Below are 18,407 nucleotides of genomic sequence, written 5' to 3'. Positions count from 1 at the left end.
GTGCAATAAGCCGCGAGTCAATTTTATCGGTTTTGACAAAAACACCTTGTGCTTTACCAAACTGACGAACCTGGGTCGGCTGGACAATAATCACCGGCAATTCCTTTTCGGTGCAGGCTTCCACCAAACCTCGTTCGTAACCACCGGTTGCCTCAACCAAAATGCGAGTGAGGTTATAACGCGATAGTTTTTTAATTAATTCACGAATCCCTTCTGTGGTATTGGGGTACTGCAAATAGACATCGAGCTCGAAAATGCAAACATCCAGTGTGCTTTTTCCAATGTCGATTCCTACATTTCTTTCACTGCGATCAATGTGTGCGGCGGTAGTTGTATTCATAACTCACCCTTGCTACATTCGGGCTCGGAGCCCATTCGACTGTTCGAGTTAAAAGTAGAATCAGCAAGGCGCCCACGCTTGTTAACGGACTCGATGATTCGGTTCCGGCGTTGCACCGGGCTACCTTGCTGAATACCTGTTGCTGCAGGTATGGGCTCCACCTTATCGCGTTAAGAATGATAAGAAAACTGGTGAAATCAATCATACAAGGCGCAGCAACACGCCGCTGCGCGGCTGCCCAGTTTGTAAGTCGCGCTTATGTGTTTTGGCTTCGCAAAAGTATTCCACAACGCGCAACTTACAAACTGCCGTTGTGCTTAACGTTAGGTAAAAATAAATGAAATTTAACTGTACTATATTTACGGCATTTTTTATTTTCTGTACGAATTGTTTTGCGCTTGAAATTCCCGCAGGCTTTGAAGTTATAAAAAGAAAAGCGGTACTTCACAAGAATAGCGGTATCGTTTTCCCGAATAAGTTTGAAAAATATTCAATTTCAAAGCTTGATGTCTTTGACCCTGATGAGCCAAATTCGGCATCTGTAGAGTACTCTTTAGGAAAAATTCAAATAACGTTCTATGTTTATCCCAGAAACATTGCTAGTAAAACCGGGGAGTTAGAGTTTATATCTCTTTTCAGTACAGCTAAGGAAAATAAAGCTGATTTAGCAGTACATCAAAATACCTGCACAACGATAAATGGAAAAAGCAAGTCGCTGAAGGCTTATATTGGCGCAATAAGCTGGAATGAAAATCATCATTCATTTGGAAATTGGCTGTTTTTGGCTCCAGGAAAGAATAATTATTACTACATAAGAGTTACATATCCGTTTATTAAAAAGAATATTATGAGCACTAAAGAATTGGCAGCAGATATGCTCTTAAAACTGGTACAGGAGGAATCAGATTGTGAGGTTTCAGAAAATAGCGAGCTATTTAATAAAATTGAAAATACCTAACAAGCGACTGTGGTAAAAAATCGTCAGCTTCGGCATCAAAATCAGCTTTTTCTCTTACTGAGTACCCCGTCACCAAGGTCCGCAATTGGCCGATCTGTGAAGTTAGTCGCTTGCTTTACGGCTCTCATTATCCATTTTAATGCCAGTGTTTTTATCAATTGGTCACATGAGGGCTTTAAATCACACATTGGAAACAATTTCATGTTGCGGTTCGTTCCTCACCAGCAACCTACAGTAAGTGCAAATGTCAGCTTGTTTGCTGATAGCCTAAGCTTGGCGACTTGCTTCGCGAAGCGCGCCCTACGAAATAAATATTTGAGGCGATATAGAAAACACCCGCATTGGACGTTCCTACCAAGTCTGTAAAAGTGTGCGTTATGCTGCGTAATCACTTCACTGAAATAAGCATGTTGTTCATGCTGGTAAGGCGTGTTTAGCGAAGCGCGACGGTATGGGGTTGGAGATGGGATTTATGGCTGCAGTCCTTTGCAACCTATAATTCTTTTAATTATTTATTATTAATAACGAGTTTTTAATCGAAGGTTAATTGTGCTTTTAACCAGTAAGTTCTTCCTGGTTCATTGATGCGGGTGGTTTGGTCGTAACCTGCGATCATGGCGCCTGCTTTGCTGATGTGCTCTGCATAAGTTTCATTAAGCAGGTTATCAATACCGGTAGTGAGCAACAGATTTTTGTGCGCGCGCCAGCCAGCGTTAAGCGAGAGCACATTGAAATCCTCGCTTGGGCCTATGTCTTGTCCTGCGATATTACCTTTGTTGATATCGACTCGTGTCTGTTCATCCGCAACGCGCCAGAATACACCGGCAGACCAAGTTGGGTTGTTGTAGTAGAGGCCGAGGCGAAGTTCGATCGGCGGGATTTGTGACAGGTGGGTATTATCTGTTTCGTTAGTGCCGCGCACACTTGCTACCGATGCTTCTGTGCGCCATGTGTCGGTCAATGCGTAGCTAAGGTCGGCTTCCATTCCCCAAGTTGTTGCATCTACATTGCGGGTGACAGTGGTACTTCTAGTGCTCGTTGGCCCCGTTGGTTTGTTCACGCGCGATTGGATCAGCAGGTAATTATCAATTTCGTTGTAGAACATAGAGACACTGCTTTTCAGGCGATGCTTGCTGTAAATCGCACCTATATCTAACTGGGTTGTTTCTTCCGCTTTAGCGTTGAAGGCACTAATAGAATCCAGCGATTCTTTGCTAATTAATTCCCAGTAGTCGGGAAAACGTTCGCTGTGGCCAATGCCGGTATAGACCGTAACCCTACGCCAATCTTTTTCGTAGCGCAGAAAGCCGCTAGATAAATTTTCATTGCGTTCTTCGCCTGCAGTGGGATTGACGTGTTGGGTATTGCCGATCATGCGAGTTGCTGCGCGTTGATCTTCTGCGCTCCAGTCGTCAACGCGTATCCCACCAATTACTCGTTGCTGCGCTGTTATGGTTTGCGTCCATTCACCAAAGACACCGAGTTGTTGGAAATGCGCATCACCAACGCGCGGCATATCCTGATAGGGCATCATCATTTGGTTTGAGGTGGAGCGGTTGGTGTGATCGTTCTTCTGGGTATCTGCACCGACTATCAGCTCGGCGGATGAGGTTGGGGTGAAAGTAGCTAGTAGGCGCGCGCCCTCGGTTTGACGATCGGGGTTGGAGGCCATTTGCATCGTCGTTCCAGTGCGTTCACGCAAAGAGTAATTATCCATCACGTGATCGACATAGTTGTAATAGGCTTGAGCCTCGAGTTTTTTCCAGGACGGTGTCAGGTTTTTCACAATTACTTTGGCGCTGAGGTTGTCACGCGCAAATTTTGAGCCGTCCATGCTGCGATCCGCATAGGCGGCTTCTGCATCGCTTTGGCTGCCGTTGATTTCGATAGTCACGTCGTCGCTGGGTGTCCAGCCCAAGGCAAGGTTGGTATTCCAGCGGTCGTATTGGGAGTGGACTTCGTTACCGTCGCCATCCTGGTAATTATCTTGTTGTGAATGGCTGGCCATTGCGCGGAGATAAAAATCCGGGGTGCCGCCCTGGAGATCAATAACTTCATCATTGCGACCAAAACTGCCACCCAAAAGGCTGCTATAAAATTTCCAGCTGGGTTGGGCCATACGCTCCCGGTCGCGTTCAAAAAGAACGACACCGGCAGAGTTACCGGGGCCATGAATAACGGTTTGCGGCCCTTTGACCAAGCGAATACGGTCATAAGTTTCCGGGAATACATATGCAGTGGGCGGATCCATGCGGCTACCGCAGCCGCCCAATACCAGATCACCATCTAACAATAGCGACAGTCGCGATCCGGCCATTCCGCGAAATACCGGATCGCCGCTGGTTCCGCCTTTGCGGATTACGGAAAAGCCTGGAATTGTTTTAAGGTAATCCGCCCCATCTTGCGCGGGTAGTGGTTGTCTTGGCGCTTTGGGGTCGGTCTCGATGGTGAGTGGAGTTTCAGTTTTTACGCCAGTGATGACCATTTCTTCAGGCTTGGATTCATCCTTCGTGTCGGTATCGCCGTAAACAGTCGGGGCAAGCAATGTGCAAATAGCCAGACTAATCAGGCGGGATTTACTAGTCATAGTGTTCTCGGTCTTATTTATTAGTTGATTGAGAGAATGGAAAGTGAGCGGCGTTATAGAGGATGTCCCAGGCTTGCCACAATGCGCGCCCTATAGATTTTGGCTATGAACTATTGGGAGTGAGGTGGGGGAGGATCGATTTTGGGGGCCATAATTTGCATCCCCAAAATACGATAGGCTTTATCTATGGTAATTCTGTAGATTGTGCGGAGCCGATCATCAATACTCGCGCGGCACATTTTGTTGATTGGCATGACACTACCGTAAAAAGGCATCAAATGAACACCCACGACTCTCTATCTACATTTTCCCAGCAGCGCCGAAAGCTATTATTAGGCATGACTGCCGCGACCCTTCCTTTAGGTGTTGCGTCCTGCTCGCGCACCGAAGATAGCAATCTACTGGTGGTGGGTGGATTACCTGTTACCTGCAATCTGACGTTACCCATTGCCTGTGTTGGTAAGGCGGCGGCAGGTACAGGGGGCGTGGGTTTCCAGTACAGTAAATACAGTGGCTGGCCAGAGATCAAAGAGTCGCTTATGACCGGGCGCATTCAGGCGGCCTATATGCTGGCGCCGCTGGTGATGGATCTCACCACCAAAAAAATACCACTTAAGATTATTTCCCTCGGGCATAGATCCGGCGCCGTGATAATGGTGCGCACGGATTCTGACTACAAAACCTTCAGCCAATTGAAAGGTAAACGCATCGCAATCCCAAGCCGTTTTGCGGTGGACTTTTTATTCCTGCGCAAAATGCTCGCGCAGGAAAACATGACGCATACCGACATTGAAATTGTAGAAATGCCACCGCCGGATATGCCCGCCGCACTCTACGCGAACGCGGTAGATGCTTACTGTACCGGCGAGCCATTTGGTGCCGCCGCACAAAAGGCGGGTTATGCGCGCCCTTTACGCATGACCCGCGATGAATGGCGCAATTACATCTGCTGTGTGCTGACGGTGCGTGAAGAATTAATTCAGGAGCAACCGGAAGTAGTACAGGATTTGGTTAACCACGTGATGGGGGCGGGTGCATGGTTGGATCAGAATATGGTGAATCGCGAGAAGGCCGTGCAGATCGCCGCCGGGCGCCAGTTTTTTAATCAGGACCCGAATATTATTCGCTTCGTGATGGAAAATCCTGAAGATCGTGTGACCTATGGTGATATGCGTATGATCAAGGACGAATTCAATGATCTGATGGAGTTGTCTATTGCTGCAGGAACCCTGACTAGTCCCGTTGCGTATGAAAGCTATGTTGATGAAACCTTTGTTCGCAATGCAAAACCTGTTGCCATTACAGTTTAATAGCAGGATCTGATGATGATTCGATTGATAATGGTGTTTGTGTTTTGCCTAAGTGTTGTCAGTAATGTCGCGGCAGAAAGTACTGCAACAAAAAGTACGGAAACAAAAAGTACTGCATTAAAATCCGGTGTGTTTGATCCACCGCGCATAGCTCCGGATTTTTCCCTGCCCAGCTCCCGTGATAACCAATTCACGCTGAGCGAACAACGCGGCAAACTTCTGGTATTGGGTTTTGGTTTTACCAATTGCCCTAATGTCTGCCCCATGACACTCGCTAATCTTGCGCAGGTCTATAAAAATCTTGGTGCGTTAGCCGGGCAAGTACAAGTGGTTTATATGACTGTCGATCCTGAGCGCGATACTCCGGCGCGCTTGCGTGAATATTTAACCAATTTCAATTCACATTTTGTTGGCGTCACCGGTTCTGCCGATGAGTTGGCGGCTGTGCGCCAGGCTTATGGCATCATCGCGAAAAAAGAAGTGCACAAAAATGGCGGAAATTATGAAGTGCACCACTCTTCGTATATTTATTTGATTGATCGCGACGGTTTGTTGCGCGCGCTGGTGCCGTTTGGAAAAAGTGCAGATGACATAACCCACGACATCAAAATATTGTTGCAAGAAAAAACGCAACAGGCTGCGTTATGAAAGTAAGTGTTGGTTATGCCCGGTTGCTGTCGGCTGTAATTTTCGTGGTGAGTACCGCGGCCTTACTGCTTGCCTTTTATCCCCTTCGTTTTGATTCCCGTGAAGAAGTATTTGAAATTCCCAAGGGTACTTGGGCGCAGCGTATGGCGGGTAATCCGGTCAGCATTCTACCTGACCAGATTTACTTGGCGCTGGGTGTGCGCGATCTATTAGTGTTGCGCAATCTGGATGATGTGCCGCAAATGTTTGGGCCGACACTGATTATGCCCGGTCAAAGTTTCAAATTGCCGTTTGAACTGGCTTCTGAGTATGAATTTGCCTGCACTGCCCATGCGAGCGGGCAAATGATCGTAGTGGTTGACCCTGAGCCCACGGCGGGGTGGAATCGTTTGCTGTGGCGAGTTAAAAATGTGTTCCGTTAGTCGTTGTAAAATTTCAAATAACAAAAGGTAGTTTCTGTGATAAAACTCAAAAAAATATTACCACCGCTAGCGCTAATCACGGTGCTAATTGCGGTTTGGTGGATTGTGGTGGTGCAAACTAAAAGCGTAATTTTCCCCACTCCGTTGCAAGTAGTGACTGGTGCAATGGAGTTGATTGAAGATGGCACGTTATGGGAGCACATCAGCTCGTCATTAATGCGCGTAGGTACTGGTTTTTTACTGGCGGTACTTATTGCGATCCCGCTGGGCCTATGGATGGGGCGTGTCGATAGTGCTTACGCCACGTTAAATCCGGCCTTTCAAATTATGCGGCCCATTTCACCCATTGCTTGGATTCCACTGGCGATTCTCTGGTTTGGAGTAGGTAATGCATCGCCGATTTTCTTAATTTTTATTGCTGCGGTATTTCCGTTGATTGTGCAAACCGCGGCAGGCGTTCATACCATTGAACCGCGTTACTTAAATGCGGCTGAAAACTTTGGTGTGTCGCGTTACAAGCTGTATCGGCAAGTAGTCATTCCGGCGGTACTGCCCGATTTAATTGTGGGCATGCGCATTTCTTTGGGTGTTGCCTGGTTGGTAGTGGTGGCGGCAGAAATGATTGCCCTACGCTCCGGCCTTGGCTACATGATTATGGATTCACGTAATGCGGGTAATCGCTATGATTTGGTGATTGCAGGTATGATTATTATTGGCGTCATCGGACTTTTGTTGGACGGCTTGATGCGACTAATGGAAGGACATAAATCAGTAAGGTGGCGTTATGACCGATAAGATTGTTATTCAAAATATTAAAAAAAGTTTTTCTTCCGGCAGCGAATCCAAATCAGTAATTGACGGTATCAATCTCACAATTGCTGATGGGGAATTTATTGCGATTGTTGGCCCTTCGGGCTGCGGTAAATCCACACTGATGAAAATGATCGCCGGTTTTTTACAGCCGGATGAAGGCAGTATCGCGGTTGATGGCGTAGAGCGCAAAGGTCCCAATGCCAACGGTATTTTGATTTCCCAACACGGCTCGGTGTTCCCTTGGTTAACCGTACAGCAAAATTTGATGTTTGGTTTAAATGATGAACATGTCGACAAAGCGGCAGTTGCTGACCACTATGCAGATTTGGTGGGTTTAAAAGGCTTTGAGCAACACTATCCGCGTGAGTTGTCGGGCGGTATGTTAAAGCGTGCAGAAATTGCGCGTGCGCTCGCGGTTAAACCGGAAATCCTTTATATGGATGAGCCTTTTTCTGCACTGGATGCATTAATGAGCTTGCGTATCCGCACCGAGTTATTGCGGATTTTGGAGGAGGAGCGACACACCGTTATATTGATTACCCACGACGTGGAAGAAGCCGTTCATTTGGCTAATCGTGTAGTGGTGTTATCAAACCGTCCAGCAACCATCCAGACAATTTTTGATGTACCTTTTGCACACCCGCGCAAATTGTCTGACCCCGCTTTACAACAATTGCGCGACGATATTTTGCGTGAACTGGGCATTGAGTGTTAGTAAAAAAGCCGGTGTTTCACCGGCTTTAATCTACTTCACAAGGTAACTGGATTTCACCCCCGCGCCAAAGACCTGATAGCAATTGCTGCGGCCGACGTCCTGTTTTCCACACCTAATTTTTTAAATATCTGCTCCAAATGTTTGTTCACTGTGCGTGGGCTCATTTCTAAAATCTGGCCAATTTCGCGATTGGTTTTGCCGTTGGCGATCCACAATAATACATCGGCTTCGCGGCCGGTTACGGCGAATTGTTGTTTGAGGGATTGGGTGTCGTCGGCGGGTTTGTGGGCGGGCGTTAAACGCAGTAAATATTCTTTACCGTCAATCAAGTTGAGCATTTCTACCGATAACTCGGTGCTTAGTTGCTGCAATAATAATTGCCGCCCCGTTTCGGGTTTGTGGCTAATCCAGTCGCGCAGTTGTTGGGTTATCGATGTGGTGAGCACAATGGAGTCCTGGGTTGCGCCAGAATTATCGAGTAGTTGATAGACCTGCGGTGTGGCCCACACCAAATTTCCCAGGGTATTAATAGTTAATAAATATTGACCAGCGGTATCCAGTGCGGCGCGTGCACTCTGGGTGATGCGCGCATTGGCTAAATGCACTTGCATGCGTGCAATTAATTCGTCGGCTTTAATTGGTTTGGTAATGTAGTCCACACCGCCTGCGCCCAACCCCATCACAATATGTTCGGTATCACTTAGCCCTGTCATAAAAATAATGGGCACATCGGCCAGCTGCGGGTTTTGTTTCAGACGTTTGCAGGTTTCAAAGCCATCCATGTTGGGCATTATGGCATCGAGCAAAATAATATCCGGGCGAATATTTTGGGTGATGGTCAGTGCTTGGGTGCCTTCCAGCGCAACAAGCACGGTAAATTTTGCATCCTCCAATACATCGTTCAGCATGTGAATGCTATCGATGGAGTCATCAACCACGAGTACCACATTGCTATTGCTGATCATTTTGGTCTCCGTTTAGTGAGTGGGTTCGTGTGCGCAGTAATCATCAATCATTTCAATCACTTTTTCGAACTGGAAGTTAGCGCTGAGTTGTTGTAATTCTTGTAACCATTGGGTGTCATCGCCATTACTTGCCAGCTGTTGTAGTTGCGCAATGGCTTCGAGCAGGCCCTTTTTATGGCCTATGGCGGCCATGTTTTTTAGTTGCTGCAGTGTGCTGTTGTTAGCTAAATTTTTAATCTGACCATCAGGCGATTCTGTTTTGTCACTGACAATAATATTGTTTGGGATTTTATTTTTCTCTCTGGTTGTGTGTAGTGTGTTTGTGTGCGACCTGTTTGTTTGTGGTGTAGATGCGGAAGCTGTATTTTCATAACACCAGGTTAGTTTTAATAAATTGCCGATATGATCCAGCAGTAGCGGCAAACGTACGGGTTTAATGACATAGGCATTGTGCAGCGCGTGTTCTGGTGCATCGCTATGATTTTTGCCTTCGCTGGCATCCGCTGAGACCATGATGATCGGCCCGTGGAAAAGCTGCGCGCGCAATTGCTCCGCCAGTTGCCAACCGCTCATCTCCGGCATAGAGACATCCAGCATAATTAACTCCGGTGGAGTACCTTGCGCTATTTCGTACTGCAAACGCGGCACAACTTCCAAAGGGTTATCCATATCGATAATTTCAAAACCCAACGGGCTGAGCATGGCGCGCATTAATTGACGATGGCTCGCGTCGTCATCCACCAATAACAAGCGACGCACCGGGCCGCGATAGCCAAAAATAGTTTGCACCGGCGCGGTAATGGATTCGCGCTGCGGGTTGGTAATACTCGCGAGCATTAAACTGGCTTTAAATTGGCTGCCCTCACCGAGCTTACTGCTCACGGCAATATCGCCACCCATAATTTCACACAATAACCGCGTAATGGTTAAACCCAGCCCTGTTCCCGTAGCGGTAGAGCCGGGGCGATGCACACGTTCAAAGGGGCGGAAAATGCGTTCAATATTTTCGGTGGCGATTCCTTCACCAGTATCGGTAACGGTAAATTCCGCAACCTGACTGCGATAGCGCAATTTAAAAATGATCTTGCCCTTATTGGTGTATTTCACCGCGTTAGATAACAAATTAATTAAAATTTGCCGCAGGCGTTTTTCATCGGTGCGCACTAACTCCGGCAGACGATCCTTGCATTCGTAAATAAATTCCAACCCTTTTGCCTCGGCTTGCAAGCGGAACATATGTACCAGTTGTTCAATGAGTAATGACAAGCGCACTTGATCTTGATGTAAATCCAAACGGCCCGCTTCAATTTTGGATATATCCAGCAGCCCTTCAATTAAATCGGCTAGATGTTCGCCACTGCGACGGATTACACCGAGCGCATCTTTGCGGCCGGCGGGAATATCGCTGGCTTTTTCCAACAGCTGCGCATAACCCAACACCGCATTCAGTGGTGAGCGCAATTCGTGGCTGATGCCAGTCAAGTAACGGCTCTTGGCCAGGTTGGCAGCTTCGGCTTGTTCTTTGGCGGTTTGCAATGCGCGGTCGGTGCGTTCGTGCGCTTCAATTTCTTCCATCAATAACCGTGTTTGCCGTTGTGATTCCTCTTGCGCCACCACGCGGCTCTCGTGAGCTAATACAAATAACCAGCTCACCACACCGGTAATTATCACCAGTAGAAAAAATACTTTCCACAGTGTGGCTTCCAACAGCGCAGCGGTTTCAGGCGCGTCTATCGGGGTTTGAAAATAAATAAGCGATAATAAAATTGCTGACAGGCCATTAATCACCGCCACCAAAATAATAAAATGTCCAACCCGTGAATTGATATTGGCGCTAAAGGATGCCGGTAAAAAACGGGTAAAAAAATTGCTCAGCTGATGGGTATAGTTCGCCTCGGGTTTGCAATAGTCATTGCAGCGTGCATCCAGCGAACAACAGAGTGAGCAGATATCACCCGCGTAGGCAGGGCAGTAGGTCATATCTTCATATTCAAATTTGTGTTCACAAATACAGCAGGAGACGGTCGCATTTTTTTGCGGCTCATAATAACGGTACTCAGGAGAATTAATACCGGTAACTGGCCGCGCAAGGTAATAGCGCCCACGCGTGGCAAGGGCAATCAGCGGTGCACAGATTAAGGCCAAGCCCAAGGCGATAAAATGCGATAGCGCTTGTGCAATATCACCCAGTACACCGGCGTGACAGACAATGCCCATCACCGAGGCGATGAGCATGGAGCCAACACCAACCGGATTGATGTCGTACAAGTGCGCGCGTTTAAATTCGATATGTTTCGGGCTGAGGCCGAGCGGTTTATTAATGACTAAATCGGCCACCAGCGAACCTAACCAGGCCACAGCGACTATGCCGTAAAAACCGAGCGTTTGTTCCAGTGCGCGGTAAACCCCCAGCTCCATTAATAACAGCGCAATCGCCACATTAAATACTAACCACACTACGCGGCCGGGGTGGCTATGGGTTAAGCGGGAGAAAAAATTTGACCAGGCAATCGAACCGGCGTAAGCGTTAGTCACATTAATTTTTAACTGACTTAAAATGACAAAAATTCCTGCTACCGACAGCGCAACTTCCGGGGAACTGGTGATATAGGTAAACGCCACCATATACATGCGGGTTGGGTCGGCGGCTTCTTCCATACCGATGCCGTGATTTAATGCCAGCACCGCCAGGAATGAACCCGCCAAAATTTTTATTGCGCCAATCACAATCCAACCCGGCCCCCCGGCAATTAATGCTACCCACCAGCGCCAGCGTGTTGCTGGTTTTGGCTCGGGTAAAAAACGCAAAAAATCCACCTGTTCTCCAATTTGTGCAATCAGCGAAAAAATAACGGCGGAGGCTGCACCAAACAACAAAACGTTTACTCCTGCCGTTGCCCCGTTATTTTCATTGGGTAAACCGCCGGAAAATTCAGTCCAACTTTCTACCGCACTGGCATCGGCATAAATAATAAAAACAAAGGGCAAGAGTTGCAGAATTAACCACAGCGGCTGGGTCCATAATTGGAAGCGACTTATAAAAGTAATGCCGTGGGTGACTAGCGGAATAATCACCACCGAGCTAATCAAATAACCCCAGGCCAGGGGAATGCCAAATAACAAGTCTAACGCCATGGCCATAATGGCCGCTTCCAACGCGAAAAAAATAAAGGTAAACGAGGCGTAAATTAGCGAGGTAATGGTGGAGCCAATATAACCAAAGCCAGCGCCACGGGTGAGCAAATCTATATCTACACCGTATTTTGCGGCGTAGTAGCTGATGGGAATCGCGGTGAGAAAAATAATCGCGCTTACCGCAAGAATGGCTGCAACGGCGTTATTAAAACCGTAGTGCAAGGTAATCGCACCACCTATTGCTTCCAGCGCGAGAAACGAAATTGCCCCTAATGCGGTAGTGGCTACACGGGCCGCCGACCAGCGCCGCGCACTTTTGGCGGTAAAACGCAGCGCGTAGTCTTCCAGTGTTTGGTTGGCCACCCACTGGTTGTAATTGCGGCGCACGCGAAATATATGTTGTTTGGCGGTCATGGTTTACCCGTTAAACAATTTGTTCGTCCGGGAACAAAACGCTGGTGAATGGAATACTCGGGTTATTGGCTGCTGTCATTTATCGCTGCATTATTTTCATGCGCACCGCTGCAATGGTGATCGTTTGTGGTGCGTTTACTGTTGCTTTTATTGTCTTCTGTGACTCGTTGAACTTTTTATCCCCGCTTTGCTGTTGTCCTTCAATTGCTGTACCAACTTTAACGATTGGCTATGCGTCAAATGACGTAGCGGCCTGTGTCATTTATCGAATGGTGATACCCCCTCCCCAGACTTACATTGAGCCACGTAGAGATTGCTCCCGCTTCAGGGCAATGTCTCGGTGGTAAATACGCGCTCAGTGGACTCACGCTACAAACATCAACAAAACGTTTTTTATGCATTTGTGTGACCAGACAATGTTTAATTACCTGAGGAACGACAATGAACAAGACCATACAACCCTCTGCGCCGGTTAAGGGCGCAGGTTCAAAAACCTGGAAGAAGTGTTTATTAACACTCGCGGCCTCGCTGGCATTTGGCAGTGTTCAGGCCGAGGTAAATACCACGGGCCTTGCAGTGACCGATACCACAGTAAAAGTCGGTATTTTGCACTCAGTAACCGGCACCATGGCGATTAGTGAAACGGGTTCGGTGCAAGCGGAAAAATTGGCGATTGAACAAATCAATGCGATGGGCGGTGTGCTCGGTCGCAAAATTGAATACATTCAAGAGGACGGTGCCAGCGACTGGCCCACCTTTGCAGAGAAATCAAAAAAATTATTGGTGAACGATAAAGTAGCAGCAGTATTTGGTTGTTGGACTTCTGCATCGCGCAAAGCGGTATTGCCGATTTTTGAACAATACAACGGCATGTTGTATTACCCCACCTTTTATGAAGGTTTGGAGCAATCGCCCAACGTTATTTATACCGGGCAAGAAGCAACCCAACAAATTATTGCCGGTATCGATTGGGTAACCAAAACCAAAGGCGCTAAATCATTCTACTTGCTTGGTTCAGATTATATTTGGCCGCGCACCTCCAACAAAATTGCCCGCAAACATATTGAAAAATTAGGCTTGAGTGTAGTGGGTGAGGAGTATTACCCATTGGGTCACACCCAATTCAACTCGGTGATTAACAAAATCAAACTGAAAAAACCTGACGTGATTTACGCAATTGTTGTGGGTGGTTCTAACGTGGCCTTCTACAAACAATTAAAAGCGGCGGGTATTGATATGACCAAAGAGAAACCGCTGGTATTAACCATTTCAGTGACTGAGGACGAAATTCTCGGTATTGGTGGTGACAACATGCAAGGTGCTTATGCGGCGATGAAATATTTCCAAAGCTTGCCGAACGACAACAACAAAAAATTCGTAGCGGATTTCAAAGCTATGTGGGGCAAAGACACAGTAATTGGTGACGTAACCCAAGCGGCTTACCTTGGCCCCTGGTTGTGGAAAGCGGCGGTGGAAAAAGCCGGTTCGTTTGATATCGATAAAGTGCGCGCGGCATCGCCGGGTATTGAGTTGACCACTGCACCGGAAGGTTATGTAAAAGTTCACCCCAATCACCACCTTTGGTCAAAAACCCGTATCGGTCACGCACGTCCTGATGGTCAATACGATGTGGTATTTGAAACCACCGACCTGATCGAGCCGGATCCATTCCCTAAAGGTTATCAATAACTGTTAATTGCAGCCAGCCATTGTGCTGGCTGCAAGTATTAAAAATTGGCCAGTGTGAGCGAGGAATAGTGTTCAATTTAAAACGCGCCGTAAATACATCCATGTAGGCTCGAATCGGCATCCATGCCTCATACGGTTTTAAATCAAACACTATTCCTCACTTCCGGGTTCATCAGTAATTTCTTATGCGAGATGATGAGGTGCAGCTATGTTTGCTGAATACAGTAGCTCGGAATTAATGTCGATCTTTGCAATGCAAGGTGTAGCAGGATTGATTTTATTTTCGGTGTTTGTGCTCATGGCCTTGGGGCTTGCCATTATTTTTGGGCAGATGGGTGTAATTAACATGGCGCACGGTGAGTTTATGATTCTCGGCGCCTATGTCACTTATTTAACGTCCAATGTGTTTTCTACCTACCTGCCAGATTTTTTCAGCATCTATTTTATTCTCGCGATGATTCTCGCCTTTGTCGCCGCTGCCGCACTCGGTGCGCTGGTGGAATGGTCGATGATTCGCCATCTCTACAATCGGCCACTGGATACGTTGCTTGCGACCTGGGGCCTGAGTTTAATTCTGCAACAACTTTATCGCACTGTATTCGGCGCGCGCGAAGTCGGTGTGACTTTGCCCGATTGGCTAATGGGTTCTTATCAACTAACAGACACCATTGAATTACCGATTAACGGTTTATTTGTAATGTGTTTAGCGCTCGGCATTTCACTTGCCGTTGCATTATTAATGTATCGCTCGCGCTGGGGCACGCAGGTGCGCGCCGTAGTACAAAATCGCCCTATGGCCGGTGCGGTGGGTATTAATACGGCGAAGGTGGATCGTATTACCTTTGCACTGGGTTGTGGTATTGCCGGTGTGGCAGGCAGTGCATTTACCATGATTGGCTCCACGGGCCCAACGTCAGGCCAACTGTATATTGTGGATACCTTTTTAGTTGTTGTATTTGGCGGCGCATCCAGTTTGCTCGGCACTATTGCCTCCGCATTCAGTATTTCGCAGGCGCAATCCACCATGGAATTTTTTATGAGTGGCTCTATGTCCAAAGTATTAACACTGTTATTTGTGGTGGTAATTCTGATGCTGCGCCCGCAAGGTTTGTTCACACTCAAAGTGCGTCGTTAAGGGGAGTCGATCATTATGTCGAGTTTATTATCGAGTCATGCTACGGCGTCGTTTTTGCCCAAAAAAGATTTGCTCAGTTTTTTGGTGCTCGCGGTAATTCTGGTGATTGTATTGCCGCTGTCGCTGGATATTTTTCGTCTCAATTTAGTTGGCAAATATTTAACCTATGCGTTTGTGGCGGTGGGTTTGGTGTTGTGTTGGGGTTACGGCGGTATTTTGAGTTTGGGGCAGGGGGTATTTTTTGGCTTGGGCGGTTATGCCATGGCGATGTTTTTAAAGCTGGAAGCCTCTGACCCGGAGAGCACAAAAATTCAATCCACACCGGGTATTCCGGATTTTATGGATTGGAACCAAATTACCGAGTTGCCGTTTTTCTGGCAGCCGTTCCACAGTTTTGGTTTTACCCTGCTCGCGATTATTGTGGTGCCGACCATTCTCGGCTACATCATCGGTGTTGCCATGTTTAAACGCCGGGTGGGTGGTGTTTATTTTGCGATTATCACCCAAGCTTTTGCGGCCATTCTTACGATTTTAATTATCGGCCAGCAGGGTTATACCGGCGGTGTAAATGGCATGACTGATTTACGTACTTTGCATGGCTGGGATATTCGCACCGACAATGCGAAATACATCTTTTATTTTGTGTGTGTATTTATGTTATTCGTGTGTTTGTTTATCGCGCAGTATATTCGTAAAAGTAAATTGGGCCGTTTGCTGGTAGCCATGCGCGACAAAGAAGATCGTGTACGCTTTTCCGGTTATGACGTATCCAACTTTAAAATATTTGTATTCTGCGTAGGCGCCATTTTCGCGGCGATTGGCGGTGCATTGTTTACCTTGCAGGTGGGATTTATGTCGCCAACTTTGGTGGGCATAGTGCCTTCCATTGAAATGGTAATTTTCTGCGCAGTAGGTGGGCGCTTATCCATCGTTGGTGCAGTGTACGGCGCACTGGTGGTGAACTTTGCCAAAACGTCTTTTTCAGAAAGCTTTCCTGAGCTGTGGTTGTTTGCCATGGGCGGTTTATTTATCGCGGTGGTAATGGCCTTTCCGAATGGGTTGGCAGGTATCTATAACACCTATGCGGCGCCCAAAGTAGACGCTCTGTTGGAGAAGTTGTTCAAGAAAAAAACGGTAGCTGTAGTCGCCGCAGATACGGCCTCCAGCGAAAGTGCAAAGCCCAGTGACATTAAAAAAACCTCAACAGTAGCTGCTGAACCCCGATCTATTCCACAAGGAGCAATCCATGAGCCCCAGTAATACTGACTTTGTATTAGCGGTGGAAGGTCTCACCGTATCCTTTGATGGTTTTAAAGCAGTGAATGATTTGAGTTTTTATGTGGATGAAAATGAAATCCGCGTAATCATTGGCCCTAATGGTGCTGGTAAAACCACGGTGTTGGATTTAATTTGTGGTCGCACCAAAGCCACTGAAGGTTCCATTAAATTCCGCAATAAAGAACTAACCAAAATGAAAGAGCACGACATAGTGAAAGCCGGTGTCGGGCGCAAATTTCAAACGCCGTCGATTTATGGCGATTTGACGGTGTTTGAAAATTTGGAGATTTCGTTTCCGCGCGGTCGCTCGGTATTTGGTGCGCTGGTATTCAAACGCGATGAAGAGGTAGTTAATAAAGTTCATGAAGTGGCGGAGATGATATTTTTAGGCGATCAGTTGGATCGGCAGGCAGAGCTACTGAGTCACGGACAAAAACAATGGCTGGAAATTGGCATGTTATTAATGCAAGACCCGGACTTGTTAATGCTGGATGAACCCGTAGCGGGCATGTCAGTGGGTGAACGCCAGCAAACCGCCGAATTGTTGCGCAGCATTATTAAAGACCGCTCGGTGATTGTGATTGAACACGATATGCAATTTGTGGCGCAGATTGCGGACAAGGTGACGGTGTTGCATCAAGGAAAAATTCTGGCGGAAGGTTCCGTGGACAAGGTTAAAAATGATCCCAAAGTCATTGAAGTTTATCTGGGGCATTAATAAACGGCTGCATAACACGAGGAATTAATTATGTTATCTGTATCAGATTACCGGGTGAGTTATGGCCAGAGTGAAGTGCTGCACGGGCTGAACTTTGAAGTTAAACCGCGCGAAATCGTCGCCGTGATGGGACGCAATGGCATGGGTAAAACCACCTTGATGAAATCACTGATGGGTGTTATTCCAAGCAATAGCGGCAGCGTAACACTCGATGGCAAAGAAGTGAGCCAGTTAAAAAGTTATCAGCGTGTTGCTAGCGGTTTTGGTTTTGTTCCCCAGGGGCGCATGATTTTTTCCAGTATGACCGTAAAAGAAAATATTGAAACTGGCTTGACTACTACCAAGCGTCGCACTGTGCCCAAAGAACTTTATGATATGTTTCCGGTATTACTGGAAATGCGCAATCGCCGCGGCGGTAATTTATCGGGCGGGCAACAGCAACAATTGGCCATTGCCCGCGCACTGGCCAGCGACCCCAAAATGTTATTTCTGGATGAACCGACTGAGGGCATTCAGCCATCGATTATCCGCGAGATGGGGCGCACGTTAAAAATGATTCGTGATCAGCGTGGTTTATCGATTGTGGTATCGGAACAAGTATTAAGTTTTGCGCTGGATATTGCCGACCGTATTTTGGTGATTGAAAAAGGTGAGATAGTGCACGAAGAACTGCGTTCAACCATTAATGAAGCCAAAGTGGCGGCTTATTTATCCGTATAATTTTTTTAACAACTAAAAAAGTTTCAGCCAGCTTTTGTCACGTCTCGGGCAACTGCTGGCTTTTTTCATTTGTTTATTTTGTGTTACTAATCCTCACGGTTTGGTGGCGGCTCCATATTAGCGTGTTCGGGCATATGGTCGGGCTTGCAGGCGAGCACTGTGTTATCCGCCTGTGTTGGGGGTAGGGAACAAATTCCATTAATCATTTCATCATTGCGCCCCGCAAATGCGCAGGCGTCATTTTCAGTTAAACCTTTGCAGGCCAGCAGTGCTTCCTCCGGTGGTCCGAAGTGGCGTTCATCGCGCAGCGGGCGTTGTTTATCTGCCGCGTATACGGGTTGGGCGATAGTGTGCAATAAAATTCCAATAATGCCGGCCATTTTTAATAGCTTAATAATCATATTAATTACCTCAGGTTGTTGCGCTTAACTAAGTGATAGTGAGACGCAACAACTCTTAATTTGTTCTCTGACGCAATTAACAATCACAGTATTTGCACAATCCGGATTTTTGCAGACCGGGAATAAACCCCGTATATTGTTTAGCAGACGGCAATGCTG

16 protein-coding genes are annotated in these 18,407 nt (G+C 47.1%); 11 read left to right on the top strand and 5 right to left on the bottom strand.

The genetic code is table 11. From position 1 onward, the window contains the following. The coding region (locus tag O59_RS15790; RefSeq protein WP_040392897.1) for a transposase at positions 1–340 on the bottom strand (340 nt) is incomplete at its 3' end. A gap of 337 nt (positions 341–677) precedes the next feature. Between O59_RS15790 and O59_RS15785 the strand changes: the two genes are divergently transcribed. Beyond that, positions 678–1,298, top strand: a complete 621-nt coding sequence (locus O59_RS15785; protein WP_007644426.1) for a hypothetical protein — start codon at positions 678–680, stop codon at positions 1,296–1,298. Positions 1,299–1,830: 532 nt separating this feature from the next. On the opposite strand, the gene O59_RS15780 is transcribed toward O59_RS15785, so the two are convergent. Further along, a complete protein-coding gene (locus O59_RS15780) occupies positions 1,831–3,885 on the bottom strand; it encodes a TonB-dependent copper receptor (protein ID WP_007644425.1) in 2,055 nt (684 codons plus the stop codon). Positions 3,886–4,163: 278 nt separating this feature from the next. Between O59_RS15780 and O59_RS15775 the strand changes: the two genes are divergently transcribed. The 5 genes from O59_RS15775 to O59_RS15755 are packed head-to-tail and all read left to right on the top strand — an operon-like array spanning position 4,164 to position 7,793. After that, entirely contained in the window at positions 4,164–5,195 is a 1,032-nt protein-coding gene (locus O59_RS15775; protein ID WP_040392894.1) for an ABC transporter substrate-binding protein, read from the top strand. Between the two features lie 15 nt (positions 5,196–5,210). Then, positions 5,211–5,843: an SCO family protein gene (locus tag O59_RS15770; RefSeq protein ID WP_198284814.1), complete on the top strand. Its 633-nt coding sequence runs from the start codon at positions 5,211–5,213 to the stop codon at positions 5,841–5,843. Beyond that, positions 5,840–6,265, top strand: a complete 426-nt coding sequence (locus O59_RS15765) for a hypothetical protein (protein ID WP_007644422.1) — start codon at positions 5,840–5,842, stop codon at positions 6,263–6,265. The genes O59_RS15770 and O59_RS15765 overlap by 4 nt, the downstream gene beginning before the upstream one ends. A gap of 36 nt (positions 6,266–6,301) precedes the next feature. After that, positions 6,302–7,060, top strand: a complete 759-nt coding sequence (locus tag O59_RS15760) for an ABC transporter permease (protein WP_007644421.1) — start codon at positions 6,302–6,304, stop codon at positions 7,058–7,060. Continuing rightward, positions 7,050–7,793, top strand: coding sequence for an ABC transporter ATP-binding protein (locus tag O59_RS15755; protein ID WP_007644420.1), 744 nt, complete (start codon positions 7,050–7,052; stop codon positions 7,791–7,793). Before O59_RS15760 ends, O59_RS15755 begins: the two co-directional genes overlap by 11 nt. Before the next feature lie 53 nt (positions 7,794–7,846). Here O59_RS15755 and O59_RS15750 read toward each other — a convergent pair whose 3' ends face one another. After that, the gene (locus O59_RS15750; RefSeq protein ID WP_007644419.1) at positions 7,847–8,758 is read right to left on the bottom strand and encodes a response regulator; all 912 of its coding nucleotides are present in this window, start codon (positions 8,756–8,758) and stop codon (positions 7,847–7,849) included. Positions 8,759–8,770: 12 nt separating this feature from the next. Then, positions 8,771–12,307: an ATP-binding protein gene (locus O59_RS15745; protein WP_007644418.1), complete on the bottom strand. Its 3,537-nt coding sequence runs from the start codon at positions 12,305–12,307 to the stop codon at positions 8,771–8,773. A gap of 441 nt (positions 12,308–12,748) precedes the next feature. On the opposite strand from O59_RS15745, the gene urtA reads away from it, so the two are divergent. The 5 genes from urtA (at position 12,749) to urtE (ending at position 17,847) form a co-directional block, all read left to right on the top strand. Beyond that, the gene (urtA, locus tag O59_RS15740; RefSeq protein WP_007644417.1) at positions 12,749–13,996 is read left to right on the top strand and encodes an urea ABC transporter substrate-binding protein; all 1,248 of its coding nucleotides are present in this window, start codon (positions 12,749–12,751) and stop codon (positions 13,994–13,996) included. Positions 13,997–14,204: 208 nt separating this feature from the next. Then, the gene (urtB, locus tag O59_RS15735) at positions 14,205–15,131 is read left to right on the top strand and encodes an urea ABC transporter permease subunit UrtB (RefSeq protein ID WP_007644415.1); all 927 of its coding nucleotides are present in this window, start codon (positions 14,205–14,207) and stop codon (positions 15,129–15,131) included. A gap of 15 nt (positions 15,132–15,146) precedes the next feature. Next, positions 15,147–16,391 carry an urea ABC transporter permease subunit UrtC gene (gene urtC, locus O59_RS15730; RefSeq protein ID WP_040392892.1) on the top strand — a complete coding sequence of 415 codons (1,245 nt, stop codon included), beginning with the start codon at positions 15,147–15,149 and terminating at the stop codon, positions 16,389–16,391. After that, positions 16,378–17,127, top strand: a complete 750-nt coding sequence (gene urtD / locus O59_RS15725; RefSeq protein ID WP_007644413.1) for an urea ABC transporter ATP-binding protein UrtD — start codon at positions 16,378–16,380, stop codon at positions 17,125–17,127. The genes urtC and urtD overlap by 14 nt, the downstream gene beginning before the upstream one ends. 30 nt (positions 17,128–17,157) lie before the next feature. After that, entirely contained in the window at positions 17,158–17,847 is a 690-nt protein-coding gene (gene urtE, locus O59_RS15720) for an urea ABC transporter ATP-binding subunit UrtE (protein WP_007644412.1), read from the top strand. Positions 17,848–17,933: 86 nt separating this feature from the next. Here the strand turns inward: urtE and O59_RS15715 are convergent, their stop codons facing one another. Beyond that, positions 17,934–18,248, bottom strand: a complete 315-nt coding sequence (locus O59_RS15715) for a hypothetical protein (protein WP_007644411.1) — start codon at positions 18,246–18,248, stop codon at positions 17,934–17,936. Positions 18,249–18,407: the final 159 nt, after the last annotated feature.

The organism is Cellvibrio sp. BR, from assembly GCF_000263355.1.
GTDB lineage: Bacteria > Pseudomonadota > Gammaproteobacteria > Pseudomonadales > Cellvibrionaceae > Cellvibrio.
This window is presented reverse-complemented; position numbering and strand designations above follow the sequence as displayed.

Bases quoted from the DNA above. Each gene is read 5' to 3' on its own strand.
- O59_RS15785 (WP_007644426.1), top strand. From the start codon at position 678: ATGAAATTTAACTGTACTATATTTACGGCATTTTTTATTTTCTGTACG.
- O59_RS15780 (WP_007644425.1), bottom strand. From the start codon at position 3,885: ATGACTAGTAAATCCCGCCTGATTAGTCTGGCTATTTGCACATTGCTT.
- O59_RS15775 (WP_040392894.1), top strand. From the start codon at position 4,164: ATGAACACCCACGACTCTCTATCTACATTTTCCCAGCAGCGCCGAAAG.
- O59_RS15770 (WP_198284814.1), top strand. From the start codon at position 5,211: ATGATTCGATTGATAATGGTGTTTGTGTTTTGCCTAAGTGTTGTCAGT.
- O59_RS15765 (WP_007644422.1), top strand. From the start codon at position 5,840: ATGAAAGTAAGTGTTGGTTATGCCCGGTTGCTGTCGGCTGTAATTTTC.
- O59_RS15755 (WP_007644420.1), top strand. From the start codon at position 7,050: ATGACCGATAAGATTGTTATTCAAAATATTAAAAAAAGTTTTTCTTCC.
- O59_RS15750 (WP_007644419.1), bottom strand. From the start codon at position 8,758: ATGATCAGCAATAGCAATGTGGTACTCGTGGTTGATGACTCCATCGAT.
- O59_RS15745 (WP_007644418.1), bottom strand. From the start codon at position 12,307: ATGACCGCCAAACAACATATATTTCGCGTGCGCCGCAATTACAACCAG.
- urtA (WP_007644417.1), top strand. From the start codon at position 12,749: ATGAACAAGACCATACAACCCTCTGCGCCGGTTAAGGGCGCAGGTTCA.
- urtB (WP_007644415.1), top strand. From the start codon at position 14,205: ATGTTTGCTGAATACAGTAGCTCGGAATTAATGTCGATCTTTGCAATG.
- urtC (WP_040392892.1), top strand. From the start codon at position 15,147: ATGTCGAGTTTATTATCGAGTCATGCTACGGCGTCGTTTTTGCCCAAA.
- urtD (WP_007644413.1), top strand. From the start codon at position 16,378: ATGAGCCCCAGTAATACTGACTTTGTATTAGCGGTGGAAGGTCTCACC.
- urtE (WP_007644412.1), top strand. From the start codon at position 17,158: ATGTTATCTGTATCAGATTACCGGGTGAGTTATGGCCAGAGTGAAGTG.
- O59_RS15715 (WP_007644411.1), bottom strand. From the start codon at position 18,248: ATGATTATTAAGCTATTAAAAATGGCCGGCATTATTGGAATTTTATTG.